A 22,734-nucleotide genomic window follows, 5' to 3' on the forward strand; every position below is an offset into this window, starting at 1 on the left:
AGAGGGACCCACACAGGGGTCAATCCTTTTACGCTCTGCCGCATACATATGCAGTCGTCCGTACCCCGGCCCTGGCGTGCAGCCGGGGGTGGGAAGCCTTAGCGGGCCATCTCCTCCTTGAGCGCCGCCACGAACGTGTCCACGTCGTCCTCGGTCGTGTCGAACGCGCACATCCAGCGGACATCGCCCGCCGCCTCGTCCCAGAAGTAGAAGCGGAACCGCTTCTGGAGGCGTTCGCTCACGTCGTGGGGCAGGCGGGCGAAGACCGCGTTGGCCTGCACCGGGTAGAGGATCTCCACACCGTGCACGGCGCGCACGCCCTCGGCGAGGCGCTGGGCCATCTCGTTGGCGTGTGCGGCGTTGCGCAGCCACAGGTCACGCGCGAGCAGGGCCTCCAACTGCACCGACACGAAGCGCATCTTGGAGGGGAGCTGCATGGACAGCTTGCGCAGGTGCTTCATGTGGCTGACGGCGTCCTGGTTCAGGACCACCACGGCCTCACCGAACAGGGCGCCGTTCTTGGTGCCGCCCAGGGAGAGGATGTCGACGCCGGCGGCGTTGGTGAGCGCCCGCATCGGGACGTTCAGGGTGGCGGCGGCGTTGGCCAGCCGGGAGCCGTCCAGGTGCACCTTCATGCCGTGCGCGTGGGCGTGCTCGCAGATGGCCCGTATCTCCTCCGGCGTGTAGACCGTGCCGAGCTCGGTGGCCTGGGCGAGGGAGACGACCTGCGGCATCGCGCGGTGCTCGTCGTCCCAGCCGTACGCCTGCCGGTCGATCAGCTCGGGCGTGAGCTTGCCGTCGGGTGTGGGAACGGTCAGCAGCTTCAGACCGCCGACCCGCTCGGGGGCCCCGCACTCGTCGACGTTGATGTGCGCGCTCTCCGCGCAGATCACCGCGCCCCAGCGGTCGGTGACCGCCTGGAGCGCGACGACGTTCGCGCCGGTGCCGTTGAAGACCGGGAAGGCCTCTGCCGTGGGCCCGAAGTGGCTGCGGACCACCTGCTGGAGGTTCTCGGTGTAGACGTCCTCGCCGTAGGCGACCTGGTGCCCGCCGTTGGCCAGGGCCAGGGCGGCGAGCACCTCCGGGTGGACCCCGGCGTAGTTGTCGCTGGCGAATCCGCGGACCTCGGGGTCGTGATGACGACGGGCGTCGGTCTTCGGCGGGTTCACGGCTTCTCGGTGAGCCACAGACGTTTTCCGTTCACTTCGGCGGCGGGCTTGTCCCAGACCTCGGTGATGGCCTCGGCCAGGTCCTTGACGTCGGTGAAGCCCGCGAACTTCGCGTTGGGTCGGTCGGCGCGCATCGCATCGTGGACCAGCGCCTTGACCACCAGGATCGCAGCGGCCGACGTCGGCCCTTCCGCGCCCCCGGCCTTGCGGAAGTAGTCCGCCATGGCCAGCGTCCACGCCTCGGCCGCCGCCTTGCCGGCCGCGTAGGCGGCGTTGCCCGCGGTGGGCTTGCTGGCACCCGCGGCGCTGATCAGTACGTACCGGCCGCGGTCGCTGCGCTGCAGTCCCTCATGGAAGGCGAGCGAGGTGTGCTGGACCGTGCGGACCAGCAGCATCTCCAGGAAGTCCCAGTCGTCGAGGCTGGTCCTGGTGAAGGTCTCGCTGCCGCGCCAGCCGCCGACGAGGTGGACCAGGCCGTCGACCCGGCCGAAGTCCTTCTCGATGCGGGTGGCCCAGTCGCGGGTGGCCCCGAGGTCGAGCAGGTCCACCGTGTCACCGGTGACGGTGGCGCCGCCGGACGCGAAGCTCGCCGCGTCCACCGCCTCCGCCAGCCGCTCCGGATCGTTGTCCGACCCGATGACGGTCGCTCCCGCCTCGGCCAGCCTGAGCAGCGCGGCCCGGCCGGCGGGTCCGCCCGCTCCGGCCACCGCGATCACCGCACCGCTGAGCGCCCCGTTCCCCATGATCTTCGCCTCCTGAGCAGTGTTCCCGGTACGCCGATCGCTCACGCGGCGATCCGCTCGGCGCCGTCCGCCGTGATGCCCTTGGTGGAGGCGATCACATGCTTCAGCTTCTTGGACAGTGCCTCATAGAACATGCTCAGCGGAAACTCGTCCGGAAGCACGTCATCGACGAGCTTGCGCGGCGGCTGCGTCGTGTCGAGGGCGTCGGGACCCTTGGCCCACTTCGAGCCCGGGTGCGGGGCGAGGTAGGTGGACACCAGCTCGTACCCGGCGAACCAGTGGACGAGCTTCGGGCGGTCGATGCCGTCGCGGTACAGGTCCTCGATCTCGGCGCACAGCTGGTTGGTGACCTGCGGAGCGCGCTCCCAGTCGATGGTCAGCTTGTTGTCGGTCCAGCGGACGACGTCGTGCTTGTGCAGGTACGCGAAGAGGAGCTGGCCGCCGAGACCGTCGTAGTTGCGCACCCGCTCGCCGGTGACCGGGAAGCGGAACATGCGGTCGAAGAGGACCGCGACCTGCACGTCACGCGCCTGCGGGACGCCGTCCGCCTCCAGCTTCACGGCCTCCTTGAAGGCGGTGAGGTCACAGCGCAGCTCCTCCAGGCCGTACATCCAGAACGGCTGGCGCTGCTTGATCATGAAGGGGTCGAACGGCAGGTCGCCGTGGCTGTGGGTGCGGTCGTGGACCATGTCCCACAGCACGAACGCCTCTTCGCAGCGCTTCTGGTCGTGGACCATCGCGGCGACGTCCTCGGGCAGCTCCAGGCCCAGGATGTCGACGGCGGCGTCGGTCACCCGGCGGAAGCGGGCGGCCTCGCGGTCGCAGAAGATACCGCCCCAGGTGAACCGCTCGGGGGCCTCGCGCACGGCGATGGTCTCGGGGAACAGGACGGCCGAGTTGGTGTCGTAGCCGGCCGTGAAGTCCTCGAACTTGATGCCGCAGAAGAGCGGGTTGTCGTAGCGGGTGCGCTCCAGCTCGGCCAGCCAGTCCGGCCAGACCATGCGCAGCACGACCGCTTCGAGGTTGCGGTCCGGGTTGCCGTTCTGCGTGTACATCGGGAAGACGACGAGGTGCTGGAGGCCGTCCGCGCGGTTCGCCGCGGGCTGGAAGGCCAGCAGCGAGTCGAGGAAGTCGGGCACCTGGAAGCCGCTGTCGGCCCACCGGGTCAGGTCCTTCACCAGGGCCTCGTGGTAGGCGGTGTCGTGCGGGAGCAGCGGGGAGAGCTCCCGGACGGCGTCGGCGACCTGGCGGACCACGAGCTCGGCGTCGGCCGGGTCGGGCGCGCCCTCGGCGTCGAAGTCGATCGACCCGTCCTTGGACTGCCATGGCCGGATCCGCTCCACGGCATCCTTGAGCACGGGCCATGCCGGGTGGTCCACCACCCTGGCCACGGGAGGAAGAGCTTCCTCCGAACCCACTTGCACAAGAATTTCCGTCATGTCCCACCTTCCACGGGAGAATCTCACGTATGCAGACCGTATACACACGAGGTTCCTCCCAGCAAGGGTGAACCCGGGAAATTATCCTGCCCGACCCTGTGCTTCACCGCACTTTTTCCTGTCCGCCACGCTTCTGCCCGGATGTGCCGCAACCATGCCCTCACTCTCTGCACAGGACGGGTCCAGGCGATACGGTCAGGGGGGCCGTCAGGCCCCCAGTGCCGCCTGTCGACGGAAGAGAGTCGCGTCTTGAACTTCCTCACCATCGGTCACCGCGGAGTCATGGGTGTGGAGCCCGAGAACACCCTCCGGTCCTTCGTCGCCGCCCAGGAGGCGGGACTCGACGCCATCGAACTCGATCTGCACCTGAGCAAGGACGGCGCGCTCGTCGTCATGCACGACACGGATGTGGACCGCACGACCGACGGCACCGGCCCGATCGCCGAGAAGACCCTCGCCGAGCTGCGGGCCCTGGACGCGGGCCGGGGTGAGCGGGTGCCGGTCTTCGAGGAGGTACTGGAAGCCGTCCACTCGCCGCTCCAGGCGGAGATCAAGGACAAGCAGGCGGCCCGGGCCCTGGCCGAGGTGATGAACCGGCGCGATCTGGCCGGCCGGGTGGAGGTGTCCTCGTTCCACGACGAGGCGATCGCCGAGATCAAGCCGCTGGTGCCGGGCGTGCGCACCGCGCTGATCGCCAGCCGCTACGGCACGGACATCGTGGACCGCGCCGTCGAGGCCGGTGCCGAGACCGTCTGCCTGAACATCCGCCGGCTCACCCTGGAGATCGTGGAGCGGGCCCGCAAGGCCGATCTGAAGATCATCGGCTGGGTGGTGAACACACAGGACCAGCTGCGGCTGGTCCGGGCGTTCGGCCTGGACGGCGCCACCACCGACCACCCGGACATCAAGCGCACGGGCCGCTTCACGGCGTAGACGGCCGGCCGATCTCCTTGATCAGCAGCTCGAACTGCAGGTCGTCGCGCTGCGGGACGCCGAAGCGCTCGTCGCCGTACGGGAACGGGGTCATGCGTCCCGTACGGCGGTAGCCGCGTCGCTCGTACCAGGCGATGAGGTCGTCACGCACGGAGATCACCGTCATGTGCATCTCCCGCACGCCCCAGTCCTCGCGTGCCTGGCGCTCCGCCTCCGCGATGATCAGCTTGCCCAGGCCCGCGCCCTGGAGCAGGGGACTGACGGCGAACATCCCGAAGTAGGCGCTCTCACCCCGGTGCTCCAGCTGGCAGCAGGCGACGATCCTGCCGTCCCGCTCCACCGTCACGAGCCGGCTGTCGGGCGACTTGACGACCGCCAGCACCCCCTGCGGGTCGGTCCGCTGCCCTTCGAGGATGTCCGCCTCGGTGGTCCACCCGGCCCGGCTGTCGTCGCCCCGGTACGCCGACTCGATCAGCGCGACCAGCTCGTCCACGTCGGCGTCGGTGGCTTCGCGGAAGGTCAGTGCGGTGGCGGCGGTTTCCATGGGGGTACGTCTCCGTCCTGCGGGCGCGGCTCGGGCAGGGACGAGCGTAACGCCCCCACTAGGCTCCGCTGCATGGTGCATGTACTCAGCAGTCGGATCCTGCTCCGCCCGACCGACCCCGAGCGCTCGCGGGCCTTCTACGGCGAGCAGTTGGGCCTCGCCGTGTACCGGGAGTTCGGCACGGGCGCGGAGCGCGGCACGGTCTTCTTCACGGGCGGCGGCTTCCTGGAGGTCTCGGGCCGTTCCGAGACGCCCCGGGCGCCCTCCGTACGGCTGTGGCTGCAGGTCGACGACGTGGCCGCGGCGCAGGAGGAGCTGCGTGCCAAGGGCGTGGAGATCGTCCGGCCGCCGGTGAAGGAGCCGTGGGGCCTTGTGGAGATGTGGATCGCGGACCCGGACGGGACGCCGATCGTGCTGGTGGAGGTACCGGCGGACCACCCGATGCGTTACCGCCCGGGCATCTGAGCCCGGTCGGGGCGGTACTCCCAGCCCCGGTCGGTGCGGGTGAGCTCGCCGAACCCCGCGGCGGCCAGCAGGGCGAGCATCGCGCTGTCGCCGGCGGCCTCACAGGTGACGAGCCGGTCGACGCCGCACAGCCGGAGCCAGTCCGCGGCCCGGCCGAGCAGCCAGTGCTCCAGGCCGGTGCCGTGGCGGGCGGGGTCGATGTGCAGGTCGCCGATCTCGGCGAGGCCCGCGGCGCGGGTGTGGCGTTCCGGGCGGGCCAGGGCCGTGTCGATCTCGATGAAGCCCAGGCTCTTCCCGTCGGCCCGGGCGGTGAAGCGGGTGCCGCACGTCCCCGGGGTGCGCTCCACGGTGACGTCCGGCCGGGGTTCGGGGACCGGCAGGTCGGCGACCCGGGCGATCAGGATGACCTCGGTGTCACCGGTGTGCCGGAATCCCGCGCGTGCGTACAGGGCCCGGATGTGCGGCCAGTTGCGTGGCAGACCGTAGACCAGCGGGGCGGGCAGGCAGCCGTCCCCGTAGCCGATCCGGGCGTGCCAGCGGGTGAACTGTGCGAGGCACGCCCGCATCAGCAGGTCGGCGGCACGGTCGGCGTCCGGCCACAGGGGCGCCGCCGGGCGGTGCACGAACCAGTTGATCTCGGCGGCGTCGCGGTAGGCGTCGCCGACGTCGGCGTCCGCGCGGTAGCGCAGCAGGTGGGCCGCGGCGACGACGTGCGCGCGCTGCTCGGCGACGAGTGTCGTCCGCTCGGCCACCCACGGGTCGGTGATGAACTCCCCCGGCTGGCGCTCCAGGTCGCCGAGCACGGTGTTCACGGAGACGGAGACGCCGGGGACGACGGCCGCGACGTGCAGATTGACCAGGTCGGTGAGCTGGTCGCGGTCGGTACGGCGGAAGAGGCGCACCTCGGGCGCGGGCATGGGGTACCTCCGGGCAGGGTGAGAGCTGGAGGCCGCCACGCGGTGCGGTACGGGGCGAGGGTACGCCGGGGCCGCGGCGGCACACCAGTGGGTTTCCCCGGATGGCAGGGAGCCCGCGACGCGGCTTAGCGTGCTGGAGAAGCCCCCCCGGGGGGCCTGTCCCCGCCGCTCGCGGAAGGAACGCCATGAAGCTCGACGCACCGGTGACCGGCGGTCCCTGCTGGACCGAGCTGGGGACCAGCGACCTGGAGGCCGCCCGGCGGTTCTACACGCGGCTGTTCGACTGGCGGCACGAGACGGACACGCGTCAGGAGGCCGGCGGCTACACCGTCGCGCATCTCGGTGACGCGGCGGTGGCCGCGCTCGCCCCGCTGTACCAGCCGTCGCAGCCGGTCGCCTGGAACGTGTCGTTCGCGGTGACCGACGCGGACGCCACCGTCCGTGCGGTGACCGAGGCGGGCGGGACGCTGCTGTTCGGCCCGACGGACGTGTTCGACGTGGGCCGTTTCGCGGTGGCCGCCGACCCGGGCGGTGCCGTGTTCCAGCTGTGGCAGGCCGGGACCTTTCCGGGTGCGGGGCTGTTCAACGCGCCCGGCTCGCTGGGCTGGGTGGAACTGATGACGCGGGATCCCGAGGGGGCCGTGTCCTTCTACACGCGGGTGTTCGGCTGGACGGTCGCCCCGTCCGACCGCTACACCCAGTGGGGCGTCGGCGGCGCCGACTTCGGCGGCATGGTGGCGATGGACGACAAGTTCCCGCCCGAGGTGCCGGCGCACTGGCTGCCGTACTTCGCCGTGGCCGACGTGGACGACACGACGGCCGTCGTGCAGCGGCACGGCACGGTCCTGATGGTGCCCACCTCCGTGCCCGACGGGCCGCGCATCGCAGTGCTGCGGGACCCCCAGGGAGCGATGTTCGGCGTGTACGGGGCGGACTACGAGCGCTGAGACGGCCCTGGGCGACAGCGAGGGGGCCGGCCGGGACTTGCGCTGAAGTGCGCTCCAGCTTCTAGCGTCCTGGGCACGACCTGCCCGGAGGGGGAAAACCGTGCGTTACACACTGTTCGGCAAGACCGGTCTGCGCGTGAGCGAGCTGAGCCTCGGCGCGATGACCATCGGCGACGACTGGGGCTGGGGCGCCGGCGAGGAGACCAGCGCCCGGATCGTCGACGCCTACGCGGAAGCGGGCGGCAACTTCATCGACACCGCCAACAACTACACCGACGGCAGCTCGGAACGGATCCTGGGCGCGCTGCTGGAAGGCCGGCGCGACCGGTTCGTGCTCGCCAGCAAGTACACCTGCCGGATCCGCGAGGGCGACGTCAACGCCGCGGGCAACCACCGCAAGAACCTGGTGCAGTCGGTGGAGGCGAGCCTGCGGCGGCTGCGGACCGACCGGCTGGACGTGCTGTGGGTGCACGCCAGGGACAACTTCACCCCGGTCGAGGAGGTCATGCGGGCCCTGGACGACCTCGTGCGCACAGGCAAGGTGCTGTACCTCGGTGTCTCGGACTGGCCCGCCTGGGAGATCGCCCAGGCGTGCACGCTGGCGGAGCTGCGGGGCTGGACCGCGTTCGCCGGTTCGCAGCTGCGCTACAGCCTGCTGGACCGGACCCCGGAGCGTGAACTGCTGCCGCAGGCCCGGGCGTTCGACCTGGCCGTGCCGGCCTGGGCGCCGCTCGCCGCCGGGAAGCTCACGGGCAAGTACCGCAGGGGTGAGACGGGGCGCCTCGACTCCACCGGCAAGGAGACGGACCCGCGTGAGGAGGCGGTGATCGATACCGTGCTGGAGGTCGCCGGGCAGGGCGGCTGGAGTCCGGCCCAGGTGGCGCTGGCCTGGCTGCTGGCCCGGCCGGGCAACGTCGTGCCGATCGTCGCGGCGACCGGGGAGCAGCAACTCGCCGACAACCTGGGCAGCGTCGACGTCCGGCTCGACGACGACGCCCTCGCCCTGCTCGACGAGGTGAGCGCGGTGCCGCTCGGGTTCCCGCACGACTTCCTGCGCGACCCGGACATCACCCGGAACGTCTACGGTGACCGCTGGGCGGCCGTCGAGGACCGCCGCTCCACGTACCGCCGCACGGTGCACGACGTGCTCTGACCGGTGCGCCGGCCCGATCCGGCCGGTGCAGGGGTCAGGGCCGCAGCATCCCGGCCCGCCCTTCCAGCCGGCTGAGCAACTCCCCCAGCAGATCGGCGAGTTCGCCCTGCTCCAGGCCGTCGAGTCCGGACAGCACCGACGTCTCGTAGGCGAGCTGGACGGGCAGGAGGCCGTCGACGAGGTCTCGTCCGGCGTCGGTGAGGCGGAGGTGGACGACCCGGCGGTCACGGGTGTCGCCGCGCCGCTCGACCAGACCGCGCTCGGTGAGCTGCTTCAGCCGTTTGGTGACGGCGGCGCCGGAGGAGAAGGTCTCCCGGGCCAGCTCGCCGGGCGTCAGCTCGTGCCCGGTGCGACGCAGCGCGCCCAGCAGGTCGAACTCGGGCCGGCTGAGCCCCGCGCGACGCAGCGGAGCGTCCTCGGCCTGCTGGAGCAGGGCGGCACAGCGGTTGATGCGTCCGATGATCTCCATCGGCCCGGTGGCGAGCCCGGGGCGCACGGCCTGCCACTGCCGGACCACGGAAGCGACCGTGTCGTCCCGTCGGCCGCCGGCCGGACCCACCCCGGCGGAGGAACCGTCGACACCGGTGTCCGCTCCGGCCGTGGCCCCCGCATCGGCCGCCCCGGCCCGCGCTTCCGGCTCCGTCCCGGCCTCCTGCCGCGGGGCCCGTCCCGGGTCGTTCCCCGTGGGCGAGGGTCCTTCGGTCGGCGTCATGACCGTGCGTCCTCCGTTTCTGTGGCCGGGTCCCGGTCCGGTTCGGCAGCAGGGTCCCGGTGCGGGAGCAGTCCCTGGCGTCGGGCCGTAGCGGCGAGCGTACGGTGTCCGGACTGTTCGACGAGCACGACCCGCTCCTGGGGCAGGGCCCGCTGCCACCATTCACCGGCGGCGGCGTCGGCGGCGGCGCGCAGGTCGGTCAGAGCGACGGCCAGGCCGCGGCGCGCGGCTTCCAGGGCCGCCCTGCCCGGGTCCGGCTCGGCCAGCAGGGTGGCGGCGTGCTCACGGGCCCGGTCGGCGGCGGTGAGGGCGCGTTCGACACGGTCACCCGCGCGCCGGTTGGTGACGGCCACGGCGGCGACGAACCCCACCAGCGCGCCGACCACGGTGTCCACGACCCGCTCCGTCATCAGTGTCCTCGGCTCCTGGTATCCGGCGAACTCCGTGATGAGCAGGGCCATCGGCGTCACACAGACGCTGCCGAGCCAGTAGTTCCGGCTGATCAGCACCTCCGCGCCGAAGCTGAACGCCAGGCAGCACAGCACGAGCGCCGGGGGACCGAGGTGGGCGACCGGCACGACGGCCAGGAACACGAGCACGCCGACGACGTTGCCGACGACCCGCTGCACGGCTCGGCTCCAGGTCAGCGTGATGTTGGCCTGGTAGAGCGAGGCGGCGGTGACCAGGGCCCAGTAGGGGCGGCCGATGCCGAGGCCGAGGGACGCGTAGCCGGCGAGCGCGCAGCCGAGCGTGGTGCGTACCGCGAGCGGCGTCAGCGGGCCCAGCCGAGCCCGGAGGGGGCGGGCCGCGGCCAGGCCGAGCAGTTCGTCGGCGGCCGCGTCGGGCAGTTGGGCCCCGGGGACGGGGCCGGTGCCGCGCAGCGAGTCCGCCCAGGCCCGCAGCCGGTCCGGGTCCGCCTCCGTCGGCGCCGCGAGGGCGACCTCGGCACGGACCACGAGCCGTTCCAGAACACGTCGGGTCCGGGAAGGGGCCCGGGTGGACAGCAGCGACTGCCAGGCGGCCTGCACCGCGGCGTAACCGGCGGCACGCGTGTGGCCCTCCTCCGCGCCGCCGGTGCCGGCGTAGCGGGCGGTGGCCCTCAGGGCGGCGGCGGTGGCGCGGCGCTCCGGTCCGTGCGGCCGGACGAGCGCGGGGGCCATGCAGACCAGCCAGGCCCAGGCACCGGTCCCGGCGGCGAGGGCCAGATGGCCGGGCACCTGGCCGATGGTCTGCGGTGCGAACAGCGCGGCGGAGCTGACGAAGGTGAGGACGACGTTGCCCGGCGGGCCGATCCGGGTGGCGTCGCACAGCACCTTCTGGGCGGCGGCCAGCAGTGCGCCGATCGTGACCAGCACGACCGCGTTGTCCGTGAGGGAGGCCGTGACCAGGGCCGCGGAGAGCCCGCCGAGCATGCCCAGCACCACCCGGAACAGGGCTCCGGCCCGGGCGGCGTACGGGCGGTTGTGGGTGTACAGCGCGCAGAGCGACCCGGCCATCGCGTACATCACGAGGTCGAGCCGGCCCATGGCCTGCAGTGTGAGGGCGGGCGGGGCGATCGCGGCGACCACGCTCAGCGCGGGTTTGAACCAGATCTCCGAGGGCCTGCCGAGGCGCAGCACCCCCGCCAGCGGGAGGCGCCGGGCGGGCGGGTCGGCGGGCGTGGGGGTGGGGGGCGCAGCACTCATGACGAACAAGATTAACAGGTGTTTTACCTGTAAAGCATACGCCTTCACCTGCTGTGCTCCGCCGAATGCTCCCCGTGTACATCCTTGCGCTCGCGTGCGCGCCGCGTGGCCGGGGCATCGATCGACCGACTCGCGAAGGGGGAGGTACGCGTGCACGGACCGGCTTCGTCCGGCTGGCTGCTGGTGGCGCTCTGCGCCGTGACCGGCGCCTACTGCCTGGCGCGGATGCGCAGCGGTGCCGCGGGGCAGCGCAGCGCCGCGGGCGGTGAGGCGCTGATGGGGTTCGGGATGGCCGCGATGGCCGTGCCGACGGCGGTGTTCACACCGCCCGCGTGGGCGTGGCCCGTCTACGCCGCGGTGTTCGGGGCGGCGGGCGTCCACGCGCTGTGGGCGGCGCGGGCCGGAGCGCACCACCTCCATCACCTGGTGGGCGCCGCGGCGATGGTCTACATGGCGCTCGTCATGGCCGGCTCCCCCGCTCACGGACACGGCCGGGGCGGATCGGGGGTGCCGTTGCTGACCGGGGTGCTGCTGCTCTACTTCGCCGGGTACGTGCTCCTGTCCGGCGTCCGTCTGGTGCCGGCCGCAGCCGTGGCCGGGGGAGGCGGCGCCGCCGGGTGGGGCGACCGGCCGGAACTGGCTCGGGCCTGCCGGCTGTCCATGGGGATGGCGATGGTGGCGATGCTGCTGACCCTGTGAGCCAGCCGGACCGGGCGTGGCGCCCAGGCTGAGCCCTCACCCCGGCAACCGCACCCGCCGTGGCGGCACCCGGCCGGAGCCCTCACCCGGGCAACCGCACCCGCCGTGGCGGCACCCGGCCGAAGCCCTCACCCAGGCAACCGCACCCGCCGTGGCGGCACCCGGCCGAAGCCCTCACCCAGGCAACCGCACCCCCCGTGGCAGGACCCAGCCGAAGCCCTCACCCAGGCAACCGCACCCCCCGTGGCAGGACCCAGCCGGAGCCACCCAGGCAACCGCACCCGCCGTGGCGGCACCCCGTCCGGGTCCCTCGGGCCGGCGCCGCGTCCGGCGGGCCGGTGTCCCAACGGCTCCGTTGTCTGCGTCACTTTGGCGCCACAAGCCGTACCCCTGGCCGGGGCCGCGCTCATAGGCTGCCCCCATGATGCTCCCCGCCGCGCTGTTGCTGCTCGGCGCCCTGACCGCCGTGGTCGCCCCCCGGTTGCTCGCCCGGGCGGACTGGCCGGACCGTGAACCGGTGGTGGCGCTGTGGGTGTGGCAGTGCGTGGTGGCGGCCGTGCTGGTGTGCTGCGCGTTGTCGATGACGCTCAGCGCGGCCGCGGCCTGGCACGCGGTCGGTGGGCACCTCTTCGCCACCGCCCCGCGCGGGGTCGTCGAGGCCTACGCCCTCGGCACGGCGGGCCCCTGGGCGGCGACCACCGCGGTCGCACTGGCCGGCGGCGGGCTGTGGAGCGCGGCGATGCTGGTCCGCGAGATCGGCCGGGCCCGTGCCCGGCGCCGCCGTCGGCGCGCCGATCTGCTGGTCCGGGCCCCGCTGCTGCCCGGCGAGGTGGCCGTGTCCGGCCGGCTGGTCGTCCTGGAGAGCGAGCGGCCCGATGCCTGGTGGCAGCCGGGCACTCCCCCGCAACTGGTCGTCACCACGGCCGCGTTGCGCCGTCTGAAGGGCCGCCGGCTGGACGCCGTGCTCGCCCACGAGCAGGGCCATGCCCGGGCCCGGCACGACTGGCTGCTCAACTGCTCCTCGGCCCTGGCCGGCGGCTTTCCGCAGGTGCCGGTGTTCGCCGCGTTCCGTGACGAGATGCACCGCCTGGTCGAACTCGCCGCCGACGACACGGCGTCGCGCCGCTTCGGCCGTCTGACCACGGCCCTCGCCCTGGTCGAACTGAACGAGCACCGCGGCGTGTTCGGGCCCTGCCCGACCCCGCAGGCCCATGTCCCGGCCCGGGTGAACCGGTTGCTCACTCCCCCGGACCGGCTGACCGCGGGCCGGCGCCTGCGGCTGACGGCGGCAGCCGCGCTGGTGCCCGTGGTGCCGGTGCTGCTGGCGTTCGTGCCGGGGTTGCGGGCACTGGGATGACGAGGGGCGCACGGGCCACGTCGGTGCGCATTCGGTGCGCATTCGGTGCGCACGGGGGTGGCCGAAGGATGTCGCCGGTGACGCAAGATCGTCCCCGTACTGGATCCGGACCCCCCGGTTCGGCGAGGATCGCTCTATGCACACCTCGTCCGTCGACTCCCCGCCCCGTCCGGAACACCGCGGCACGGCCGGACTCACCGGCGCCCTGGCCCTGTGCTCGGCGCTGCTGCTGGTCCTCGTCTCCGCCAGATGGAGCCCGTTGATCGGCGCGGACGACAACATCTCCGACACCACCCACCGCTGGGCGGTCGACGAACCGGTCCTCACGCAGACGTGCCGCATCCTCACGGACTGGGTGTGGGATCCCTGGACGATGCGTCTGCTGTGCGCGGCCGTCGTCGTGTGGCTGGTGGTGCGGTGGGCGGCGCGCTGGACGGCGGTGTGGCTGGCGCTGGCCGTCGCCCTGGGCACGCTGCTGCAGCAGGGCGTCAAAGCAGCGGTGGACCGTCCGCGCCCGGTCTGGCCCGACCCCGTCGACTCGGCCCACTACTCGGCTTTCCCGTCGGGCCACGCCATGACCGCCACGGTGGTCTGCGGCCTGCTGCTCTGGCTGCTGCACCGGCACGGCGTCGGCAGGGCCGTGTGGCGCACCGCCGTGGCCGTGGCCGTCGTGTCCGTGGTGGGGGTCGGGCTGACGCGGATCTGGCTCGGCGTGCACTGGCCGTCGGACGTGGCGGGGGGCTGGCTCCTCGGCGCGACGGTGGTGGCCCTGGCGGTGTGGGCGCACCGGCGCTGGCAGCCCTGAGCAGGACCACGGGGGGCCGCGGTGACGCGGTCGCGGGAGGCGGCCGGGCGCGGAGCCGGGGGGCCGCGGCGTACGCGCCGCGCTTCCCGGGCGGCCGCACCCCGGGCCGGTGAAAGTAGCCCTGGGCGACCACCGGGCCGGTCTGTCCGCCCGCCTCGGACGATCCCCCGCGTCGCCCGAGGCAGACGGCAGCACCGGCCGGGACCTGACAGGTCGTGGCCGGACCCGTCTGAGTATAGTTGGCTGGCAGCCAGTCAACACAGGAGTTGTCGCATGTCTCCGCGTAGCGCCTCGGTGAACGAAGAGCTGCGGCGGCGTTCCCGGGAGCGGCTCCTGCAGGCGGCGGTCGAGTTGGTGAGCGAGCGCGGGTACGACGCGACGACGCTGGGCGACATCGCCGACCGGGCGGGTTCGGCCCGCGGCCTGGTGTCGTACTACTTTCCCGGCAAGCGCCAGCTGGTGCAGTCCGCCGTGCACCGGCTGATGCACCGGACGCTGGAGGAGGCGCTGGAGCGCGAGCCGCGCACCGAGGACGGCCGGGAGCGGATGGCCCGAGCCATCGACGCGATCCTGGGCCTGGCCCGGGACCGGCCCGTGCTGATGCGGCAGCACATGGCGGGGATCCTCCAGGGCGAGGGCTTCATGCAGTGCCCGGAGCAGCGGCGGCTGGCCGAGCTGCTGCGGGACACCATGTCCCGGCACGGGTCACCGGACGTCGACAGCGACTATCCGATGATGCGCGCCCTGCTGATGGGCGCGGTGTACGCGGCCCTGGTGCCGGGTGCGCCGATGCCGGTGCCGCTGCTGCGGGCCGAGCTGTTCAAGCGCTACCGGCTCGACCGGGAGCAGGGCCTCCCGCCGGGGACCGGAGCCTGCGGCGGGAGGGGCGACGAGGATCTGTCGCGCTTCTTCGCCACCGGGGCCGCACCGGAGTGCGACCCGCGGGGTCAGTCGAAGTAGTCCGGCTGGGTCTGGACGTTGAGCTCACGCTGGTGGACCCAGCGGGCCGGGTTCGTGCGCCGGTCGTCGACCTTCAGGACGTCGAAGCCCCGGGCGATCTCGTTGGAGTAGATGTAGCCGTTGTAGTAGTACGCCGACCAGGAGCCGCCGGACTTGAGCACGTCGGTGGTCAGGGGACCGCGGTCGAAGTAGGCGATCTCCTTCGGCTTGTCCGAGTCGGTGAACTCCCAGACGGACACGCCGCCCTGGTACCAGGCCTGGACCATGATGTCCCTGCCCTTGACCGGGATGAGCGAGCCGTTGTGGGCGACGCAGTTCTCGGTGTCGGCCTGGTGGCGGGGGATCTTGAAGTAGCTGCGGAAGACGAGCTTGCGCCGGTCGCCCTTGCCGGTGATGTCGTAGATGCCGTCGGCACCACGGTCCGGGCCGATCTCCGCGTTGCAGGTGGCCGCGCCGCCGCCGCCCAGCTCATCGGTGAAGACGACCTTGTTCGCCTTCTGGTTGAAGGTCGCCGAGTGCCAGAACGCGAAGTTCACGTTGTCCTGCACGCGGTCGATGACCTTCGGGCGTTCCGGGTCCCTGATGGAGAACAGGATGCCGTCGCCCATGCAGGCGCCCGCGGCCAGGTCCTTCGAGGGCAGCACGGTGATGTCGTGGCAGCCGGTGGTCTTGGACACGCCCGGGTTGGTGGGTCCGCCCGGGTTGCCGCCGCCGTCCGGCCCCTCACCGGGGAACAGCACGGGGAAGCCGACGACCTTCGCCTTCTCGGGGGCGTCGCGCGGCACCTTGATGACGGAGATCCCGTCGTGCGGCGGCTGGCAGTCGGGGTAGGCGGCGTTCGGCGAGTACGAGGAGACGTACACGTAGACGTTGCGGCGCTCGGGCACCAGCGTGTGGGTGTGTGAGCCGCAGGCGGTCTCGACGGCGGCGACGTACCTCGGGTTGCGCTTGTCGCTGATGTCGAAGACCTTCATGCCCTCCCAGGAGGATTTCTCGGTCGCCGGCTGCGTGGTGCTGGAGCAACTGCTGTCACTGCGTGAGGAGTCGGTGGACAGGAACAGCAGGTCGCCCGAGACGGAGATGTCGTTCTGCGAGCCCGGGCACAGCACCTGGGCGACGGTTCTGGGCGCCTTGGGGTTGCTGATGTCGAAGATGCTGAAGCCGTCGTAGTTGCCCGCGAACGCGTATCTGCCCTGGAAGGCGAGGTCCGAGTTCGTGGCCTGCAGGGCGTCCTTGGGGACGTGGGCCAGGTGCTGGATGTTGTCGGAGTGGACGATCTCGTCCTGGCCGGGTATGTCGCCGTTCTGGATGGCCTCCCGGACTTCGGCCTGGGCGCTCTGGGAGACCTTCTTCGGGGCGGGCGGGGCGTCTCCGGGGTCGGGGGTGGCCCCTGCCGGCGCCGCTGTGAGGAGGGCGGCCAGCAGCCCTCCGGCGGCAGCGGCGACTCCGAGGCGTCTGCGGCGTGTTCTGCGGTCGTTCAACAGGATCACTGTTTTCCTCCCTGGTTCCGTTCGCTGCGGAACGGTTCACGCACCACGCAGTATCGTCTTCGCCATGCACATACCAACAGGGGGCAACAGAATCGCAATGAAGTTTTCCGATCAATGACCCGAGGAAGCGTGCCAGTACGTCGTCCGCAACACGAGGTGCTTCCCAACTCGCTCGTCTCAGGAGGTCGTTGTGCTGTTCCGCCGTGCGTCCCGGGTGTCCGCCGTCACGACGGGGCTGATCGTGCTGGCCGTGCTCGGGGCCGGGGGCTGTGACTCCGGTTCGGACCGGAAGCCGGCGGCGGACGGGCCCGCCGTGATCGCACCGGGCGAGCCCGGCGGGGCGAACCGCACCCTGTCCGCCGAGGAGGCCGCCGACCGGCACTCGGAGAACGACTCCCCCAACTCGGCCGACGTCTCCTACGTGCGCATGATGATCGAGCACCACGCACAGGCCCTGGTGATGACCGAACTCGTCCCGAAGCGGGCGGAGTCGAAGGACGTGCAGCGGATCGCCGAGCGCATCGCCGCCGGGCAGAAGCCGGAGATCGAGGCCATGAAGGGCTGGCTGAAGTCGTACGGCAAACCGTTGAAGGCCGGGCGGCACGAGCACACCACCATGCCCGGCATGGCGACGGAGCCCCAGCTCGCGAAACTCCGCGCGGCCGACGGGGAGGCCTTCGACCACCTCTTCCTGACCCTGATGACGACCCATCACCAGGGTGCGATCACCATGGCGACGGAGGTGAAGGGGGAGGGCAACAACATCCGCGTGGAGGAGATGGCCGACGAGGTGATCGCCCAGCAGACGAGCGAGATCAACCGGATGCGGAGGATGCTCTGATCTTCCTCGGCCAGTCGGCCAGGACAGAGGCCGGTCGGCCGGTCCGCGGGCCGGTGGCACAGTGAGCGGATGATCGGACGCCTGTACACCGTTGTCATCGACTGCCCCGACCCGGGGCGGCTCGCCGGCTTCTACGAGAAGCTGCTGTCCCTCTCACGGCAGGAGGACTCCGGTGACTACGTCGTGCTGCGGAATGCCGAGGGCGCGCCGGTCGTCGTCCTCCAGCGAGTGGCCGACTTCCGCGCGCCTCGATGGGCGGACCCCGCGTGCCCGCCGCAGATGCACCTCGACGTGATGGTCGAGGATCTCGACGTGGCCGAGGAGCAGGTGCTCACCCTCGGTGCGACACTGCTCGACGGTTCGGACAAGCCGATCGGTTACCGGGTGTACCAGGACCCCGTCGGTCACCCCTTCTGCCTGATCACCCCTGAAGGTGCCTGATCGCGGCGGCGCGTGCGGGACGGGCGGTGGTGCCGGGTCAGCGTCTGGCGCGGCGTGGTGCCAGCAGGCCCGCGTCGCGGGCCTGGCCGATCAGTCTGAGGGTCGTGCGCCGGCTGTGCCCGGTCGCACCCATCACCGCGAGGACCGGGTCGGCGCCGTCCCGCTGGGCGGCCCGGTACTCCCGTGCGACCAGCCGCCGCCCCTCCGCCCCGCGCGGCCAGGCCGACCGGGCGCGGCGTCCCGGGCCCCCGTCGTCCCCGGGCCCGGCACCGCACGCCCCCGCCACCGCTTCCTCGATCCACTCGCCCAGCACGCCCAGGTCGTCGAGGGAGAGGGCGGGCTGAGCGCGCAACTCCTCGACGCAGACGCATCCGCCGCCCACCACCGCCAGCGCGTCGACCCGGGCGCCGTCCGGGAACACCAGCCGGAACTCGAACCACCGCGTGGTGCCCTGGCTCTCCCGCACTTCCCACGCGGGGCGCACGGACACCGCACCGTCCGCCGGAGAGCGATCAGAAAGATTCAGAAAGGATGCGTCCAGCACGCACTGAACGTAACCGCATGATCACATTCCCTACAGATCGGACACGCGTCGCGGGCGGAGCACTGCACCCTGTCAGCGGAGCCCACCCGGTGCGATGCTGGAGGCGTCAGCGCTCTCCCGTGATCCTCCGGATCCCCCGGGTTAGGAGTTCCGCCGTGCTGCGAGTCGCCGTCGTAGGGTCGGGGCCGAGCGGGTGCTACACCGCCCAGAGCCTCGTGCAGCTCGACCCGGACGTGCGCGTCGACGTCCTGGACCGCCTGCCGTGCCCGTACGGTCTCGTCCGCTACGGCGTGGCACCCGACCACGAGAAGATCAAGTCGCTGCAGAACAACCTGCGCGCGATCCTCGAACACGACCGGGTCCGCTTCCTCGGCGGCGTGCAGATCGGCCCCGGCGGGGTCACGGTGACGCGGTTGCGGGAGCTCTACCACGCGGTGGTGTACTGCCTGGGCGCCGCCACCGACCGGCGCCTCGGCATCCCCGGCGAGGATCTGCCGGGCAGCTGGTCGGCGACGCGGTTCGTGTCCTGGTACAGCGCCCACCCGGACGCGGCGGACGCCGGGTTCCTGCGGGACGCCCGGTCGGCCGTCGTCATCGGCGTGGGCAACGTCGCCGTGGACGTCACACGGATGCTGGCCCGCGGCCTGGCCGAGCTCACCCCGACCGACATGCCGCAGGCGGCCCTGACCACCCTGGCGGACAGCAAGGTGACCGAGATCCACATGGTGGGCCGGCGCGGCCCGTCCCAGGCCCGTTTCACCACCAAGGAGCTGCGCGAACTGGGCACCCTGCCGGAGACCGACGTCGTCGTGGACCCGGCGGAGCTGGCCCTGGACCCGGACTGCACCGACCCGTCCGCCCTGCCCGCGCCCCAGCGCCGCAACGTGGAGGTGCTGCGCGGCTGGGCGGAGACACCGCCGACGGGCGCCCCGCGCCGTATCCGCCTGAGGTTCTTCCTCCGCCCGGCCGAACTGCTCCCCGACCGTGGCCGCGTGGCTGCCGCGCGCTTCGAGCGCACGGCCCCGGACGGCCGGGGCGGCGTGACCGGCACGGGCCGCTTCGAGGTCATCGAGGGACAGTTGATCCTTCGCTCGGTGGGTTACCGCGGGGTCCCCCTGGAGGGCCTGCCGTTCGACCCGGCCACGGGCACCGTCCCGAACCTGTCCGGCCGCGTCCTGCGCGAGGGCGCCATCGCACCCGGCGAATACGTGGCCGGCTGGATCAAGCGCGGCCCCACCGGCGTCATCGGCACGAACCGCCCCTGCGCGAAGGAGACGGCGACCTCCCTGCTCGCGGATGCGCCGGCCCTCACGCAACAAGCCGTGGCCGACGACCCCGTCGCGGCTCTGCGCGCGGCGGGCACCGACCCGGTCGCATGGCGGGGCTGGCAGTCGATCGAGCGGGCGGAGGCGGACCTGGGCGCCTCGCTGGGCCGCACCGTGGTCAAACTCCCGGACTGGGACTCCCTGTTGGCCGCCGCGCGCACCGAGACACCCTAGAGGGCCGCGTCAGCCGACCGGACGGGGCGGCCTGGCGGTCGACCGGCCGCGCACGGCCGACCACCGGGCGCCGGCCCCGCCCTCCGGCCCCCGACCTCCGGCCCGGCACCCGGCACCCGGCACCGGGCACCGGGCACCGGTCCATTACGTCAACCGGCCGCGCACGCGGTCCCGTTGAGCGTGAACGCGGCCGGGGTGGCGCTGTTGCCGGTGTGCGAGGCCTGGTAGCCGATGCTCACGCTCGCGCCCGGGGCGATGATGCCGTTGTACGGGGCGTTGGTGGCGGTGACCGACCCGGACGTCGGCGCGTACGTGGCGCCCCAGCCGCCCGTGATCGCCTGCCCGGCGGGCAGTGCGAAGCCGAGCTTCCAGCCGTCGACGGCCGTGGTGCCGGTGTTGGTGAGGGTCACGGAGGCGGTCAGGCCGGTGCTCCAGGCGTTCACCGAGGCCGTCACCCGGCAGGCGCCGGGCTGGGGCTGGGGAGCGGGGCCGGAGGCGTCCAGCCCGAAGAAGGTGAGCACACGGGACGCCATGCCCGGTGCGTACAGGTTGTGGCCGACGCCCTGGAGGCTCACGGCCTCCACGGGGGCCCGGTCGCCCGTGCCGCCGTAGCGGGTACGGGTCCAGCCCGACTGGGGCGTGTCGGTCGCGGCGGGCGTCCGGCTCACGCCCTGCACGTCGGTCCACTGCTTGATCTGCTCCCCGAAGTTGGGGTGCCGCAGGACGTCGTCCTGGGTGCCGTGCCAGATCTGCATGCGGGGGCGGGGCCCGGTGTAGCCGGGGTACGCGCCCCGGACCAGGTCGCCCCACGCCTTCGGGGTGCGGATGACCGTGCCGCCCGAGCAGGCACTGTTCCACTCGGAGCCGTCGGTCGTGGCGAAGCAGCCGAACGGGACGCCCGAGAAGGCGGCGCCCGCCGCGAACACGTCCGGGTAGTCCCCGAGCAGGACGTTCGTCATCATCGCGCCGGAGGAGATGCCGGTGGCGAAGATCCGGCCGGGGTCGGCGCCGTACGTGCGGGTGGTCCAGTCGATCATCGACTTGATGCCGACGGGGTCGCTGCCGCCGCCCCGGCGCAGGGCCTGGGGCGAGGAGACGTCGAAGCACTTGCTGCCGCGCGTGACGGACGGGTAGAGCACGATGAATCCGTACCGGTCGGCGAGGGTGTCGTATTCGGTGCCGTTGTACATGTCCGGGCCCGAGCCGGTGCACCAGTGCATGGCCACCACGATCGCCGGCTTCGCTGTCACGCTCTCCGGGACGTAGAGGTACATACGCAGGTTGCTGGGGTTCGTGCCGAAGTTCGCGACCTCGGTGAGGGCCGCGGTGGGTAGCGCGCCTTGGCGGCCGGAGGTGCGGGCGGGCTCACCGGCGGCGGCCGCGGGGGCGGTGATCGTGGTGGTCGCCGACAAGAGCAGCAGTGCGGCGACCAGCGCGAGCAGGAGCGACCGCGAGGGCCTCCTCGGCAGGAGGTGGGGGGTGGCAGGCACGTTCGGGTTCCTTCCGTCGAGGGAGGCGTCCGCGGCATGGTGGCATGGACATGGCTTCCATGGAAGCGCTCCCACAACATCGCCGACGCGACCAGGGGCGACAGATTCCGTTCTGCGCGAGGCGTTGACTAGAAAGCGCTTGCCCTCTACGTTCCGTTCAGCAGTGTGACCCATCGGCGCGAACGGGGCACGTCTGGTACGCGCGATGGACAGCGTGAAGAATCTCGTTCATGTACATGTCCGCTACCCCCACGACAGAAGGATTCGGGACATGACTTCTGGGACGCGTCGAAGCGCCCGCGGGCGCACGGCGACCGGGACCCTGGCCGCGCTCGGCCTCACGTTTGGCATGATCATGACACTCAATGCGCCTCCTGCGAGCGCCGCGACCTGGCCGACCCCCAACGGCAGCCAGGGAACCTCCTCCACCATCTCCGTGTCCGGCACCAAGGACTACGGCATGAAGCGGTACTACGGCACCGGGAGCCTGGCGGGTGACGGCCAGGAAGAGGGCCAGGACCCGATCTTCAAGCTCGCCGACGGCGCGGTGCTGAAGAACGTCATCCTCGGCGCCCCCGCGGCCGACGGCATCCACTGCGAGGGCAGCTGCACGCTGCAGAACGTCTGGTGGGAGGACGTCGGCGAGGACGCGGCCACCTTCCGCGGCGGCAACGGCGCCGCCTACCAGGTGATCGGCGGCGGGGCGAAGAAGGCGGCGGACAAGGTCTTCCAGCACAACGGCGGCGGCACGCTGACCATCTCGAACTTCGCGGTGCAGGAGTTCAAGACGCTGTACCGCTCCTGCGGGGACTGCTCCACGCAGTACACCCGCAAGGTCAACCTCAACACCATCGACGTCACCGGCACGGGCTCCACCGCGCGGCTCGTCGGCATCAACGTCAACCGCAATGACGTGGCGACCCTGCGGAACATCACGATCCGCAACGACTCCGCCCGCAAGGTCGTCCCCTGCCAGAAGTACAACAACAACACCGCTGTCGGATCCGGACCCGACAGCACGAACTGCTTCTACTCCACCGCCGACATCACCTACAGGTAGCTCCGTGCGGACCCTCCCCCCACGGTGATGGCGGCCGTGCGCAGTGCCCCGGCGGGCGCCGCGCACGGCCGCCCGCGTCATGTGCCGCGCACGCGCGCGCGGACCGCCCCGACCAGCTCCCGCTGGTAGTCGGCGTAGGCGGCGCGCAGCGCGGCGCCGGGCCAGTCGGCGGGCAGCAGGCCGGGAGGCAGGACGGGGTCGGCCAGCAGATGCCGTACGACGGCGGCGAAGGCGGCCAGGCGGTCGGCCGGGTGCGGGGAGTCGGCGATGTGCGCGAGCAGGGCCCGGGCGGTGGCGGACCAGGCGTCCAGGGGCCAGAGTTCCGCGGCCAGTTCGCCCGGAGGCCGGTCGGGGCGGGCCGTGTAGCGCTGGACGAGCCGGTCCAGGTCGCCGGGGAGAGCCCGGGAGAGGTTGGCGGGCCGGAGCCAGACACCCTCACGGAGCTCGGCGAGCCGGAGCGCGGTGAGCCGCGTGCGCAGATCGGCCCGTTCAGCGGGGCCGCGTCCGGTCGCGGTGATCACGACCATCTCCCAGTCGCCGTCCCACGCGCGCGTGCGGGGATGCACGGCGTCGTCCTGGCGGCGCTGACGCTCCAGCAGCCGGTCGCTCAGGCGGTAGCCCCCGTCCGTGCGCCGCAGGTCCCCCGCGGCCACCATCCGGCTGAGGGCCGCCCGCAGCGTGGAGCCGCCGACGCCGAAGCCCTCCACCAGCCGCACCAGCTCCCTGACCGGCAGTTCGGGCGGGTGCGTCCCGAGGAGCAGGCTCAGCACGACCGACCGCGCGGACAGCGGGCGCAGGTCGTGCGCGCCGGGCCGGGCAGGGACGTTCATCGGCATGGTCA

The 22,734-nt window shown here is 72.3% G+C and carries 23 protein-coding genes; 12 read left to right on the forward strand and 11 right to left on the reverse strand.

Annotation, left to right across the window (positions count from 1 at the left end):
* Positions 1-98 precede the first annotated feature (98 nt).
* The 3 genes from ACFV20_RS05920 to ACFV20_RS05930 are packed head-to-tail and all read right to left on the reverse strand — an operon-like array spanning position 99 to position 3,351.
* Positions 99-1,169: a threonine aldolase family protein gene (locus ACFV20_RS05920; RefSeq protein ID WP_385653181.1), complete on the reverse strand. Its 1,071-nt coding sequence runs from the start codon at positions 1,167-1,169 to the stop codon at positions 99-101.
* Complete coding sequence (locus ACFV20_RS05925; protein WP_385653184.1) at positions 1,166-1,912, reverse strand: SDR family NAD(P)-dependent oxidoreductase; 747 nt, start codon at positions 1,910-1,912, stop codon at positions 1,166-1,168. Before ACFV20_RS05925 ends, ACFV20_RS05920 begins: the two co-directional genes overlap by 4 nt.
* A gap of 41 nt (positions 1,913-1,953) precedes the next feature.
* Positions 1,954-3,351: a DUF6421 family protein gene (locus ACFV20_RS05930; protein ID WP_385652829.1), complete on the reverse strand. Its 1,398-nt coding sequence runs from the start codon at positions 3,349-3,351 to the stop codon at positions 1,954-1,956.
* 249 nt (positions 3,352-3,600) lie between these two features.
* Between ACFV20_RS05930 and ACFV20_RS05935 the strand changes: the two genes are divergently transcribed.
* The gene (locus ACFV20_RS05935; RefSeq protein ID WP_385652831.1) at positions 3,601-4,284 is read left to right on the forward strand and encodes a glycerophosphodiester phosphodiesterase; all 684 of its coding nucleotides are present in this window, start codon (positions 3,601-3,603) and stop codon (positions 4,282-4,284) included.
* Here ACFV20_RS05935 and ACFV20_RS05940 read toward each other — a convergent pair.
* Positions 4,274-4,828 (reverse strand): GNAT family N-acetyltransferase, encoded by a 555-nt coding sequence (locus ACFV20_RS05940; protein WP_385652834.1) that lies wholly within the window; start codon positions 4,826-4,828, stop codon positions 4,274-4,276. The genes ACFV20_RS05935 and ACFV20_RS05940 overlap by 11 nt on opposite strands.
* 72 nt (positions 4,829-4,900) lie before the next feature.
* Between ACFV20_RS05940 and ACFV20_RS05945 the strand changes: the two genes are divergently transcribed.
* Positions 4,901-5,293: a VOC family protein gene (locus tag ACFV20_RS05945; protein WP_385652837.1), complete on the forward strand. Its 393-nt coding sequence runs from the start codon at positions 4,901-4,903 to the stop codon at positions 5,291-5,293.
* Here the strand turns inward: ACFV20_RS05945 and ACFV20_RS05950 are convergent.
* The gene (locus tag ACFV20_RS05950) at positions 5,275-6,210 is read right to left on the reverse strand and encodes a GNAT family N-acetyltransferase (protein WP_385652840.1); all 936 of its coding nucleotides are present in this window, start codon (positions 6,208-6,210) and stop codon (positions 5,275-5,277) included. The two genes, ACFV20_RS05945 and ACFV20_RS05950, sit on opposite strands and share 19 nt — an antisense overlap.
* A 185-nt stretch (positions 6,211-6,395) precedes the next feature.
* Here ACFV20_RS05950 and ACFV20_RS05955 point away from each other — a divergent pair, with 185 nt between their 5' ends.
* Positions 6,396-7,157 carry a VOC family protein gene (locus ACFV20_RS05955; protein ID WP_385652843.1) on the forward strand — a complete coding sequence of 254 codons (762 nt, stop codon included), beginning with the start codon at positions 6,396-6,398 and terminating at the stop codon, positions 7,155-7,157.
* A gap of 100 nt (positions 7,158-7,257) precedes the next feature.
* A complete protein-coding gene (locus tag ACFV20_RS05960; RefSeq protein ID WP_385652846.1) occupies positions 7,258-8,310 on the forward strand; it encodes an aldo/keto reductase in 1,053 nt (350 codons plus the stop codon).
* A 34-nt stretch (positions 8,311-8,344) separates the two neighbouring features.
* Here the strand turns inward: ACFV20_RS05960 and ACFV20_RS05965 are convergent, their stop codons facing one another.
* Both ACFV20_RS05965 and ACFV20_RS05970 read right to left on the reverse strand, forming a co-directional pair.
* Positions 8,345-9,022 carry a MarR family winged helix-turn-helix transcriptional regulator gene (locus tag ACFV20_RS05965; RefSeq protein WP_385652849.1) on the reverse strand — a complete coding sequence of 226 codons (678 nt, stop codon included), beginning with the start codon at positions 9,020-9,022 and terminating at the stop codon, positions 8,345-8,347.
* Entirely contained in the window at positions 9,019-10,707 is a 1,689-nt protein-coding gene (locus ACFV20_RS05970; RefSeq protein WP_385652853.1) for an FUSC family protein, read from the reverse strand. The genes ACFV20_RS05965 and ACFV20_RS05970 overlap by 4 nt, the downstream gene beginning before the upstream one ends.
* A 150-nt stretch (positions 10,708-10,857) precedes the next feature.
* On the opposite strand from ACFV20_RS05970, the gene ACFV20_RS05975 reads away from it, so the two are divergent.
* The 4 genes from ACFV20_RS05975 (at position 10,858) to ACFV20_RS05990 (ending at position 14,528) form a co-directional block, all read left to right on the forward strand.
* Positions 10,858-11,406: a DUF5134 domain-containing protein gene (locus ACFV20_RS05975; RefSeq protein WP_385652856.1), complete on the forward strand. Its 549-nt coding sequence runs from the start codon at positions 10,858-10,860 to the stop codon at positions 11,404-11,406.
* Between the two features lie 421 nt (positions 11,407-11,827).
* Entirely contained in the window at positions 11,828-12,763 is a 936-nt protein-coding gene (locus ACFV20_RS05980) for a M56 family metallopeptidase (protein WP_385652859.1), read from the forward strand.
* A gap of 136 nt (positions 12,764-12,899) precedes the next feature.
* Positions 12,900-13,568, forward strand: coding sequence for a phosphatase PAP2 family protein (locus ACFV20_RS05985; RefSeq protein ID WP_385652862.1), 669 nt, complete (start codon positions 12,900-12,902; stop codon positions 13,566-13,568).
* A gap of 273 nt (positions 13,569-13,841) precedes the next feature.
* Entirely contained in the window at positions 13,842-14,528 is a 687-nt protein-coding gene (locus ACFV20_RS05990; protein WP_385652865.1) for a TetR/AcrR family transcriptional regulator, read from the forward strand.
* On the opposite strand, the gene ACFV20_RS05995 is transcribed toward ACFV20_RS05990, so the two are convergent.
* Positions 14,516-16,018: an LVIVD repeat-containing protein gene (locus tag ACFV20_RS05995; protein ID WP_385652868.1), complete on the reverse strand. Its 1,503-nt coding sequence runs from the start codon at positions 16,016-16,018 to the stop codon at positions 14,516-14,518. The two genes, ACFV20_RS05990 and ACFV20_RS05995, sit on opposite strands and share 13 nt — an antisense overlap.
* A gap of 190 nt (positions 16,019-16,208) precedes the next feature.
* On the opposite strand from ACFV20_RS05995, the gene ACFV20_RS06000 reads away from it, so the two are divergent.
* On the forward strand, positions 16,209-16,859 hold the full coding sequence (locus ACFV20_RS06000; RefSeq protein ID WP_385652870.1) for a DUF305 domain-containing protein: 651 nt from the start codon (positions 16,209-16,211) through the stop codon (positions 16,857-16,859).
* Between the two features lie 69 nt (positions 16,860-16,928).
* Positions 16,929-17,300, forward strand: a complete 372-nt coding sequence (locus tag ACFV20_RS06005; protein ID WP_385652873.1) for a VOC family protein — start codon at positions 16,929-16,931, stop codon at positions 17,298-17,300.
* A 37-nt stretch (positions 17,301-17,337) separates the two neighbouring features.
* On the opposite strand, the gene ACFV20_RS06010 is transcribed toward ACFV20_RS06005, so the two are convergent.
* The gene (locus tag ACFV20_RS06010; protein ID WP_385652876.1) at positions 17,338-17,790 is read right to left on the reverse strand and encodes a DUF6214 family protein; all 453 of its coding nucleotides are present in this window, start codon (positions 17,788-17,790) and stop codon (positions 17,338-17,340) included.
* Positions 17,791-17,999: 209 nt separating this feature from the next.
* On the opposite strand from ACFV20_RS06010, the gene ACFV20_RS06015 reads away from it, so the two are divergent.
* Positions 18,000-19,343, forward strand: coding sequence for an FAD-dependent oxidoreductase (locus ACFV20_RS06015; RefSeq protein WP_385652879.1), 1,344 nt, complete (start codon positions 18,000-18,002; stop codon positions 19,341-19,343).
* 149 nt (positions 19,344-19,492) lie between these two features.
* Here ACFV20_RS06015 and ACFV20_RS06020 read toward each other — a convergent pair whose 3' ends face one another.
* Entirely contained in the window at positions 19,493-20,833 is a 1,341-nt protein-coding gene (locus ACFV20_RS06020) for a PHB depolymerase family esterase (RefSeq protein ID WP_385652882.1), read from the reverse strand.
* 271 nt (positions 20,834-21,104) lie between these two features.
* Between ACFV20_RS06020 and ACFV20_RS06025 the strand changes: the two genes are divergently transcribed.
* Positions 21,105-21,893 carry a pectate lyase gene (locus tag ACFV20_RS06025; protein WP_385652885.1) on the forward strand — a complete coding sequence of 263 codons (789 nt, stop codon included), beginning with the start codon at positions 21,105-21,107 and terminating at the stop codon, positions 21,891-21,893.
* A gap of 77 nt (positions 21,894-21,970) precedes the next feature.
* On the opposite strand, the gene ACFV20_RS06030 is transcribed toward ACFV20_RS06025, so the two are convergent.
* The gene (locus ACFV20_RS06030) at positions 21,971-22,729 is read right to left on the reverse strand and encodes a PaaX family transcriptional regulator C-terminal domain-containing protein (RefSeq protein WP_385652888.1); all 759 of its coding nucleotides are present in this window, start codon (positions 22,727-22,729) and stop codon (positions 21,971-21,973) included.
* Positions 22,730-22,734: the final 5 nt, after the last annotated feature.

The organism is Streptomyces sp. NPDC059696, assembly GCF_042733745.1.
GTDB lineage: Bacteria > Actinomycetota > Actinomycetes > Streptomycetales > Streptomycetaceae > Streptomyces.